Source organism: Stutzerimonas stutzeri SDM-LAC (assembly GCF_000235745.1).
GTDB lineage: Bacteria > Pseudomonadota > Gammaproteobacteria > Pseudomonadales > Pseudomonadaceae > Stutzerimonas > Stutzerimonas stutzeri_H.
Genome location: NZ_AGSX01000181.1, coordinates 1 through 10,368, shown reverse-complemented (window position 1 = coordinate 10,368; position 10,368 = coordinate 1). Strand labels below are relative to the sequence as shown.

Sequence of the window (10,368 nt, the reverse complement as noted above, 5' to 3'; positions counted from 1 at the left end):
GGGGAACCCCCGCCGTTTTTATTGACCCATCGTTCGATTATCAGGCGATGCCGTAGCTCATCAGACGCTCGTAACGCCGCGCCAGCAACGCTTCGTTGTCGAGCCCTTTGAGCATGTCGAGCTGAGCGGTCAGTTCGTCACGCAGCGACGCAGCAACCACCGCCGGATTGCGATGAGCGCCGCCCAACGGCTCGGCTATGACTTTGTCGACGATACCGAGGCTTTTCAGGCGTTCAGCGGTGACGCCCATGGCTTCGGCAGCTTCCGGCGCCTTGTCAGCAGTGCGCCAGAGAATCGAAGCGCAGCCTTCCGGCGAGATGACCGCATAGGTCGAGTATTGCAGCATGTTCAGTTGATCGCAGACGCCAATGGCCAGCGCACCGCCGGACCCACCCTCGCCAATCACGGTGGCGATGATGGGGGTCTTCAATCGCGCCATGACTCGCAGGTTCCAGGCAATCGCTTCGCTCTGGTTGCGCTCTTCAGCGTCGATACCCGGATAGGCGCCGGGCGTATCGATGAAAGTCAGGATTGGCATCTTGAAGCGCTCGGCCATTTCCATCAGACGGCACGCCTTGCGGTAGCCTTCCGGACGCGGCATGCCGAAGTTGCGGCGTACCTTTTCGCGGACTTCACGACCCTTCTGATGCCCGATGATCATCACCGGCTCGCCATTCAAGCGAGCAGTACCGCCAACGATCGCGGCGTCATCGGAGAAGTGGCGATCGCCATGCAGCTCTTCGAATTCGGTGAACAGGTGGTTGATGTAGTCCAGCGTGTAGGGGCGCTGCGGGTGGCGGGCCAGACGAGCGATCTGCCAACTGGTTAGATTGCCGAAGATGCTCTCGGTGAGCGACTCGCTCTTGTCCTGCAGGCGAGAAATCTCATCGCCAATGTTCAGCGAGTTGTCGTTACCAACCAGGCGCAATTCTTCGATCTTGGCTTGCAGGTCGGCGATCGGCTGTTCGAAATCGAGAAAATTCGGGTTCATAGGCATCCGTCATGCGTCGACGGCCAGGCGGCCGGGAGCTGTTCCGTTTTTTGCGCCCTACCTTACGGGACGGACGCATTCAGGTCGAACAAAATGTTCGCAAACATGGCCCAATCCGAGATCGGGCCGGTTCAGGACGTCGAATGGGTCTTGCACCTGCAATGGTGCACCAATCGGCTGGTCCCGCTATCGGTATTGCAGAAAGACGTTGTCGCGCCCGAACTGGTCACGCAATGCTTGAATCAAGTTGTCAGCCGGATCGATTCGCCAGCTTTCACCGAACTGCAGGAGTGCTTTCGCATCGCTGCCGGTGTACTCCAGCGTGATCGGACAGGCGCCGCGGTGGCGACCACAAACATCGGCCAACCAACGGACACGATCACCCTTGAGCGCCTCGCCGGCGACTTTTACCCGCAGGCTTTCGGCCAGCCCGGTTCGGGCTTCCTCCAGACTCATGACCCGTTTGGCTCGCAGGCGCAGGCCTCCAGAGAAATCGTCATTACTGACCTCGCCCTCAACCACCACCAGAGCATCGGTCTGCAACAGCGCTTGGGCGCTGTTGAACGCTTCGGCGAACAGCGAAGCCTCGATCCGTCCCGAGCGGTCATCAAGGGTGATAAAACCCATCTTGTCGCCTTTTTTGTTTTTCATGACCCGAAGATTGACGATCAGGCCGGCTATGGTCTGCTCGCCCCGTGCGGGGCGCAGATCAATGATGCGCTGACGGGCAAAGCGACGGACCTCACCTTCATATTCATCAATCGGATGGCCGGTGAGGTAGAGCCCCAATGTGTCCTTCTCGCCTTTCAGGCGCTCCTTCAAGGACAGCTCACGGGCTTTTCGATGGTTGCCATAAACGTCTGCTTCGGGCTCGGCGAACAATCCGCCGAACAGGTCCGCATGGCCGCTGTCGAGGCTGCGCGCCGTCTGCTCTGCTGCCTGGATAGCCTCTTCCATTGCCGAGAGCAGCACCGCCCGATTGCGATCGATATTGGCTTGGTAGGCCTTCGGCTCGTCCGAGAAATAGGGGCCGAGACGATCCAGTGCGCCTCCGCGGATCAGGGCTTCGAGGGTGCGCTTGTTGATCCGTTTGAGATCGACGCGGCTGCAGAAATCGAACAGATCCTTGAACCCACCGTCTTTGCGGCACTCACAGATCGCTTCGACGGGCCCCTCACCGACACCTTTGATCGCGCCAAGGCCATAGATGATCCGTCCATCGTCACTGACGGTGAACTTGAACTCCGAATTGTTCACGTCCGGTGCATCGATTCGCAGCTTCATGCTGCGGCACTCCTCGATCAGCGTGACCACTTTATCGGTGTTGTGCATGTCCGCCGAGAGCACCGCCGCCATGAAAGGCGACGGGTGATGCGCTTTGAGCCAGGCGGTCTGGTACGAGACCAAGCCATAGGCGGCCGAGTGGGATTTGTTGAAGCCGTAACCGGCAAACTTTTCCACCAGATCGAAGATGTTCCCCGCAAGATCCGCGTCAATATTGTTATTGGCGCAACCTTCGATAAAGCCACCGCGTTGCTTGGCCATCTCTTCGGGCTTCTTCTTACCCATGGCACGGCGCAGCATGTCCGCCTGACCGAGGGTATAACCGCCCATTACCTGAGCGATCTGCATCACCTGCTCCTGATACAAAATGATGCCGTAAGTAGGCGCCAGCACTGGCTTGAGGCCTTCGTACTGGTAATCCGAGTGCGGGTAGGAGATTTCCGCACGCCCATGTTTACGGTTGATGAAGTCGTCCACCATGCCCGACTGCAGCGGGCCGGGACGGAACAGCGCAACCAGAGCGATGAGGTCTTCCAGGCAGTCCGGCTTGAGCTTCTTGATCAGCTCCTTCATGCCGCGCGACTCGAGCTGGAACACCGCAGTCGTCTCGGCTTTTTGCAGCAGCGCGTAGGTCGGTTTGTCATCCAGCGGGATGAAATCGATGTTGACCGGCTCGAGCCCCTTGCGTGCCTGCTCCCGATTGATAGTTTCCAGCGCCCATTTAATGATGGTCAGGGTACGTAGGCCCAGGAAGTCGAACTTGACCAGACCGGCCTGCTCGACGTCGTCCTTGTCGAACTGGGTCACCAGACTGCCACCCTCGTCATCGCAGGCGATGGGTGCGAAGTCGGTGAGCTTGGTCGGCGCGATGACCACGCCGCCGGCATGCTTGCCGGTGCCACGGGTAATGCCTTCGAGCTTGAGCGCCATGTCCCAGATTTCCCGCGCATCTTCGTCGACGGCGAGAAAATCCCGTAGCGGCTCCTCCATCTCGTAAGCTTTTGCGAGCGTCATGCCGACTTCGAAGGGAATCATCTTCGACAGTCGATCGGCCAGACCGTAGGACTTGCCCTGCACCCGCGCCACGTCGCGCACCACCGCCTTGGCCGCCATGGTGCCAAAGGTGATGATCTGGCTGACCGCGTTGCGGCCGTATTTCTCGGCCACGTAATCGATGACCCGGTCACGGCCATCCATGCAGAAGTCGACGTCGAAGTCGGGCATGGAAACCCGCTCCGGGTTCAGGAAGCGTTCGAACAGCAGGTCATAGGCCAGTGGGTCGAGGTCGGTGATCTTCTGCACGTAGGCAACCAGCGAGCCCGCACCCGACCCCCGCCCCGGCCCCACCGGCACCCCGTTGTTCTTCGCCCATTGGATGAAGTCCATAACGATCAGGAAATAACCGGGGAAGCCCATCTGGATGATGATGTCGAGCTCGAAATTCAGCCGGTCGATATAGACCTGCTTTTTCGCCTCGTAGTCCGGCGTGTCCTTGGGCAACAACACCTCGAGCCGCTCCTCGAGCCCGTCGAACGAGACCTTGCGGAAGTACTCATCCATGGTCATGCCGTCTGGCACCGGGAAATCAGGCAGGAAGTAGGTTCCCAACTGCACGTCGATATTGCAGCGCCGGGCGATCTCGACGGTGTTTTCCAGCGCCTCGGGCAGGTCGCTGAACAGCTCCCACATTTCCTCCGGCGTCTTCAGATATTGCTGATCGGAATAGTTGCGCGGCCGCCGCGAATCGTCGAGGGTGCGGCTTTCGCCGATACACACGCGCGTTTCGTGAGCTTCGAAATCTTCCTGTTTGAGAAAACGCACGTCGTTGGTAGCCACAAGCGGAACGCTGCAGCGCTGCGCCAGCGCGACGGCTGCATGCAAATGCTCTTCGTCATTGACGCGGCTGGTGCGTTGCACTTCGAGATAGAAGCGTTGCGGGAAGACCGTCTGCCACTCGTTCAGCAACGCCTCGGCTGACGCTTCTTCGCCGTCGAGCAGCGCATGGCCGATTTCTCCTTCCTTGGCGCCGGATAGCGCGATCAGGCCTTCAGCAGCGTCCTTGACCCACTCACGTTCGATGATGATCTGGTCGTTACGCTGACCTTCCGTCCAGCCGCGCGAAACCAGTTCGGTCAGGTTGCGATAGCCCTGGCTGTTCATCGCCAGCAGGGTCAAACGGCTGAGGGGACCATCTTCATCGCGACTGGCGAGCCAGATATCGGCACCGCAGATCGGCTTGATCCTAGCACCCTGAGCTGCCTTATAGAACTTGACCAGCGAGCACATATTGCTCTGATCCGTGACAGCCACCGCCGGCATGCCTGCGCTGGCTACCGATTTCACCAACGGCTTGACGCGTACCAGTCCGTCGACCAGGGAATATTCAGTGTGCAGACGGAGATGGACGAAGGAAACGGGCATGAACGAACCTTGGACTGGCGAAACGACAAGCCGCGAATTGTACCGGAAACCGAGGACCGATTAAGGCGACGGTTGACCGCTTGTGGATCAGCGGAACCTACGCCTCGACAGGCCGAAAAATGCCGGGAGCGGAAATCAGCCCAGCAGGCTGGCCGTTTCGATGGTCACGCGCCCAGCCACTGCGCCGCTTTGCTCCAGCAGATTGCGCACAGGCGCGAAGGAGCGGCGGTGGATAATGGTCGGGCCGAGCCGCTGCAAGGCTTCGAGATGATACGGCGTCGGGTAGCCTTTATGGGCGGAAAGCCCATAGCCCGGATAGCACAGGTCCAGCGCGCACATTTCCCGGTCTCGGCTGACCTTGGCCAGAATCGACGCAGCAGCAATCGCGGGCACCTGGGCGTCGCCCTGAATCACCGAAGCGCTAGGCACCGCAAGCTGGGGGCAGCGATTACCGTCGATCAAGGCAAGCCGAGGCTGGACACCAAGCCCTTCAACTGCCCGCTGCATGGCCAGCATGGTGGCGTGCAGGATGTTCAGCTGATCGATTTCATGCACCTCGGCGCGGGCAATGCACCAGGCCAGCGCCTTCTGGCAGATCTCGTCGAATAATGCTTCGCGGCGTGCCTCGCTGAGCTTCTTCGAATCGTTCAAGCCTTGGATCGGGCGCAAGGGGTCAAGAATCACCGCCGCGGTGACCACGGGCCCGCACAGCGGGCCACGGCCAACCTCGTCAACACCAGCGACCAGCTCTTCAACCAAATTGAAATCGAGCCCGATCTGCATCAGCGCACGCCTATCAATTCGAGCACAGCAGTGGCCGCCTGGCTCGAAGCATCGCAACGCAGCGTCCGGTGAATCGCATCGAACCCCTCGGTCTGCTTGTCGCCGTTATCCAGCAAGGGCGACAACAGCTGAGCCATCGCATCTGGCGTCGCGGCATCCTGAAGCAATTCGGGAACCAGAAGACGCTGGGCCAGCAAATTAGGCAAGGCCACATAGGGGCTCTTGACCAGGCGCTTGAGAATTCGAAACGTCAGGGGGGCAACGCTGTAGGCCACCACCATGGGCCGTTTGTACAGCAAGGCCTCGAGCGTTGCGGTGCCGGAGGCAATCAGCACCGCATTGCAGGCCGCCAAGGCTTCGTGGGAGCGCCCATCGAGCAACGTCAGCGGAAGGTCCCGTTTTACCAGCATCTGTTCCAGCTGAGCACGCCGCTCGGGACTGGCACAAGGCACCACGAAACGAATCCCCGGACGCATCGAGCGCAGCCGGTCGGCTGCGGCCAGGAAAAGCTCACCAAGACGTCTCACCTCTCCGCCCCGGCTGCCGGGCATAAGCGCCACGATCAGGCCGTCCTGCGGCAGGTTCAGCGAAGCCCGCGCCGCGGCTCGATCGGATACCAATGGGATGGTGTCGGCCAGCGGGTGGCCGACAAAACGCACCGCCACCTGATGGTCGTCGTAAAACTTCGCCTCGAAGGGAAACAGTGTCAGCATCAGATCGCAGGCGTCCCGGATTTTCAGCACGCGCTTCTGTCGCCAAGCCCAAACCGACGGGCTTACGTAGTGCACCGTCTTGATACCAGCGCGCCGGAGTTTAAGCGCCAGGTCCAGATTGAAATCCGGGGCGTCGATGCCGACGAATACGTCAGGCCGCACGTCAAGCAACGTCTTGAGCAAACGTTTGCGACGTGCGAGCAGCTCCGGCAGACGTCCGAGCACCTCGACCAGCCCCATCACAGCCAGGCGCTCTTGCGGAAAATAGGATACGAGCCCCTGCGCCTCCATTCGAGGCCCACCCACGCCGACAAATTCGACGTCCGGGTGCTGAGCCCTGAGCGCCTGCATCAAGCCTGCGCCGAGGATATCGCCGGACGCTTCGCCGGCCACCAACGCAACGGTCAAATGCCTGGACATATCAGCGCGTAATGCCGCGATTCGAGGCCTGCACGGAGTCTCTAAACAGCGCCACTTCAGGAAATGCCAGCGCATCCGCTTCGAGCGCAGTCAGTGCAGCCTCGACCGTCAACCCTCTGCGATAGACGACCTTGTAGGCATTGCGCAGCGCCATGATGGCTTCTGCGCTGAAACCACGGCGACGCATGCCTTCGAAATTCATACTACGCGCTTCAGCCGGGTTGCCAAACACCGTCACGAACGCCGGAACGTCCTTGCCAATGGCGGTCCCCATGCCGGAAAAACTGTAGGCACCGATATGGCAATACTGATGGACAAGGGTGTATCCGGACAGGATCGCCCAGTCACCCACGTGCACATGGCCGGCCAGCGCCGTGTTATTGACCAGGATGCAATGATTGGCGATCACGCTGTCATGACCGATGTGCGCATAGGCCATGATCAGGTTGTGGTTACCGAGCGTGGTCTCGCCTCGATCCTGCACGGTTCCCCGGTGAATGGTCACCCCTTCCCGGATCACGTTATGGTCGCCGATGACCAGGCGCGTGGGCTCGCCCTTGTATTTGAGGTCAGGGGTGTCTTCGCCCACCGAGGAAAACTGGAAGATTCGATTGTGCCGACCAATGCGGGTCGGTCCTTTGATGACCACGTGAGACGCGATCACGGTTCCCTCGCCTATTTCGACATCCGGGCCGATGATCGACCATGGGCCGACCTGGACATCATCAGCCAGCCGTGCCGCAGGATCGACGATGGCGCGAGGGTCCACCAGACTCATATTTTCTGTTCCGCACAAATGATTTCAGCCGAGCATACCGGCTTGCCATCAACACTGGCACGGCAATCGAACTTCCAGATTCCACGCTTGGCGCTGATGAAGGACGCCTCCAGGGTCAATTGATCGCCCGGCACGACCGGTTGACGGAAGCGCAGCTTGTCCGAGCCAACGAAGAAGTAAAGCGTGCCATCAGCCGGCTTCGCGCCCATCATTTTGAAACCAAGCAGTCCCGCCGCCTGTGCCATGGCTTCGATGATCAGAACGCCCGGCATGATCGGGTGCTGCGGGAAGTGGCCATTGAAGAACGGCTCGTTGATGGTGACATTCTTGTAGCCGCGAATACGCTTGGCGTCCGTGTCCAACTCCACCACCCGATCTACCAGCAGAAAGGGGTAACGGTGAGGAAGGTATTCGCGTATCTCGTTGATATCCATCATATGAAGAAAAAGCCCGTAAGGAATGTGGGAGTCGGCACGGCTATACACGCCATGCAAACCGCTGGCGAACGTCTCTGGCAGGAACGATTAGACGGTAGAGTCAGCCATCAGAAGACGCATCCCCGCACGGGGTCACGGATGCCAGGCGTTTTTCCACTTGCTGCAGACGGCGAGCCATGTCGTCGAGGTGGCGAATCCGGGCAGCGCTCTTGCGCCACTCCGCGGCGGGCTGCATAGCCGTCCCTGATGAATAGCTTCCCGGCTCAGTGATCGATCGGGTGACCATGGTCATACCGGTTATGAACACGTTATCGCAGACTTCGATATGCCCAACGAGCCCGGCGCCGCCAGCAATCATGCAGTTGCGACCGATCTTGGTGCTACCCGAAATCCCCGAACAGCCGGCCATGGCAGTGTTATCACCGATCTGAACGTTGTGGGCGATCATGATCTGGTTATCGAGCTTGACGCCATTTCCAATAACCGTATCCGATAAGGCACCACGGTCAATCGTGGTATTGGCGCCAATCTCGACGTCGTCACCAATACGCACGCCACCGAGCTGCGCGATCTTCTCCCAACTGCCCTGCTCGTTGGCAAAACCGAACCCTTCACCACCGATCACGGCACCGGGCTGAATGACCACGCGCTCGCCGATAATCACGTCGTGGCAAAGGGTGACTCGAGCAGCGAGCCGCCCTCCCGCGCCGATGCGGCTTCGCGCACCAACCACAGACTGGGCGCCGATCTCCACATCGGGGCCAACCCAGGCTCCGGCTTCAATCACCACTTGCGCGCCGATGCGCGCCGAGGGATCGACCGCGGCAGTGGGATCGACTACAGCAGAGGGATGGATACCCGTGGACGTGCGAGGCCGGCTCTCGAACAAGTGCGAGATACGTGCGTAGGCGAGATACGGATTGGCGACAACCAAAGCAGTACCCGCGTAGCCTTCAGCATCTTTGGCCGTCAGCAGCACGCCTCCCGCCCTCGTCGTGGCTAGAAACTTCCGGTACTGCGCGTTGGCCAGAAAACTCAAATGCTCAGGGCCGGCATCCTGCAAAGTCGACAATCCTGACACGAGCAGCGAGCCATCACCGCGCAACTCGGCCCCTAGTCTTTCGACCAGATCACCGAGTGAATAGGCTACTTCGCTCATCAGCGCAGCTGGTTCATGCGCTCAATGACCTGGCGGGTGATGTCGTACTGTGGCTTGACATCAACCACCGCGCCGCGCTCGAGAACCAGATCGTAGTCGCCTTTCTTGATGACTTCTTCCACGGACTTGTCCAGCTTGGGCTTGAGCTGCTTGAGCATGTCACGATCAGCGGCAGCCTTGGACTCGTTGAGCTCCTTGGACAGGAACTGGAAGTCACGCGCCTTCTGCTTGAATTCCAGTTCGAGCCGCTCGCGCTCGGCCTGCTGCATCTTGTCGCCGTCCTTACCCAGGCGGTCCTGAATGCGTTTGGCATCGTTTTCAAGCCCCTTGAGCTTCTCCAGCTGCGGGCCGAATTTCTTCTCAGCATCGACCGAGTAGCGCTTGGCTGCGTCTGATTCGAGCAAAGCCATCTGGTAGTTCATTACCGCTATTTTCATCTCGGCGAATGCGGGGGTGGCCACTAGAGCAGCGGCAACGACAAGCAATTGGGTCAACTTACGCACGGTATATACCACTCTTCATAGATGCGCCGGAGCATGGCTCCAGATGATTAAAAGGTTTGGCCCAGCGAGAACTGGAAGACTTGGGTATCTGCTTCGTCCGGTTTCATCACTGGCATCGCCAGGCTAAAACTCAAGGGGCCCATGGCGGTGATCCAGGTCAGACCCACACCAACCGAACTGGCCATATCTCCGATATCGATGTCACTGCACTTGTCCGATTCCGGAGGGCAGTTCGTATCGTAGACGTTACCCACGTCCCAGAACACGGAGGTGCGCAACGAGCGTTGATCCTTGACGAACGGCATAGGGAACAGCAGCTCCATTCCGCCCTGGATCAGCACGTTACCACCATAGGGCAGCGCGTCCTGATCCGGATCGGCAATGGTGCCCTCATTCCCGGTTACAGGCTCGCCGCGGCTCGGCGTACTACGCGGACCAAGACTGCTGTCCTCGAAGCCGCGAACCGAGTTGAAGCCGCCCGCATAGTAGTGCTCGTAGAAAGGCAGCCGAGAAGTCGAGCCATAGGCATCACCATAGCCCAACTGAGTATGCAAACGCATGGTGTAGGTCTTGGTAACCGGCACGAACAACTGAGCGTTGTAATCGAGCTTGTAGAACGACAGATCGCTACCTGGAATCGTGGTTTCCAGCGAAAGACTCTGAGAGTGACCGCGCGTGGCCAGCACGCCACGGTTCAGGGTCGATTCGGACCAGCCCACAGAAGCCTTGAAGTTGAGGTAGCTGTCGCCTTCCTCCTCCATGAAATCAAAGATCTCGTCGACCGTATAGCGACCACTGTCGATGGTGTCTTGCTGAGCAGACAGGCCAAACGACAACCGAGACGTCTCGCTGATCGGATAACCGATATTCACACCGCCA

Annotated in this window: 9 protein-coding genes; all 9 read right to left on the bottom strand. The window is 59.5% G+C overall.

What is annotated here, in order from left to right; all coding sequences use genetic code 11:
* Positions 1-40: 40 nt before the first annotated feature.
* Positions 41-991, bottom strand: a complete 951-nt coding sequence (locus PSTU_RS0117925) for an acetyl-CoA carboxylase carboxyltransferase subunit alpha (RefSeq protein ID WP_019342396.1) — start codon at positions 989-991, stop codon at positions 41-43.
* 186 nt (positions 992-1,177) lie between these two features.
* On the bottom strand, positions 1,178-4,696 hold the full coding sequence (gene dnaE / locus PSTU_RS0117920; RefSeq protein WP_019342395.1) for a DNA polymerase III subunit alpha: 3,519 nt from the start codon (positions 4,694-4,696) through the stop codon (positions 1,178-1,180).
* A gap of 135 nt (positions 4,697-4,831) precedes the next feature.
* Positions 4,832-5,479 (bottom strand): ribonuclease HII, encoded by a 648-nt coding sequence (rnhB, locus tag PSTU_RS0117915; RefSeq protein ID WP_019342394.1) that lies wholly within the window; start codon positions 5,477-5,479, stop codon positions 4,832-4,834.
* Positions 5,479-6,612: a lipid-A-disaccharide synthase gene (gene lpxB / locus PSTU_RS0117910; protein ID WP_019342393.1), complete on the bottom strand. Its 1,134-nt coding sequence runs from the start codon at positions 6,610-6,612 to the stop codon at positions 5,479-5,481. Before lpxB ends, rnhB begins: the two co-directional genes overlap by 1 nt.
* A gap of 1 nt (position 6,613) precedes the next feature.
* Complete coding sequence (lpxA, locus tag PSTU_RS0117905; protein WP_019342392.1) at positions 6,614-7,390, bottom strand: acyl-ACP--UDP-N-acetylglucosamine O-acyltransferase; 777 nt, start codon at positions 7,388-7,390, stop codon at positions 6,614-6,616.
* On the bottom strand, positions 7,387-7,827 hold the full coding sequence (gene fabZ / locus PSTU_RS0117900) for a 3-hydroxyacyl-ACP dehydratase FabZ (protein ID WP_019342391.1): 441 nt from the start codon (positions 7,825-7,827) through the stop codon (positions 7,387-7,389). Before fabZ ends, lpxA begins: the two co-directional genes overlap by 4 nt.
* A 100-nt stretch (positions 7,828-7,927) precedes the next feature.
* Positions 7,928-8,989 carry a UDP-3-O-(3-hydroxymyristoyl)glucosamine N-acyltransferase gene (gene lpxD, locus PSTU_RS0117895; protein WP_029404856.1) on the bottom strand — a complete coding sequence of 354 codons (1,062 nt, stop codon included), beginning with the start codon at positions 8,987-8,989 and terminating at the stop codon, positions 7,928-7,930.
* Positions 8,986-9,489 carry an OmpH family outer membrane protein gene (locus PSTU_RS0117890; protein WP_029404855.1) on the bottom strand — a complete coding sequence of 168 codons (504 nt, stop codon included), beginning with the start codon at positions 9,487-9,489 and terminating at the stop codon, positions 8,986-8,988. Before PSTU_RS0117890 ends, lpxD begins: the two co-directional genes overlap by 4 nt.
* A 47-nt stretch (positions 9,490-9,536) precedes the next feature.
* Positions 9,537-10,368: BamA/TamA family outer membrane protein (locus PSTU_RS0117885; protein ID WP_019342388.1), on the bottom strand; the 832-nt coding region annotated here is incomplete at its 5' end.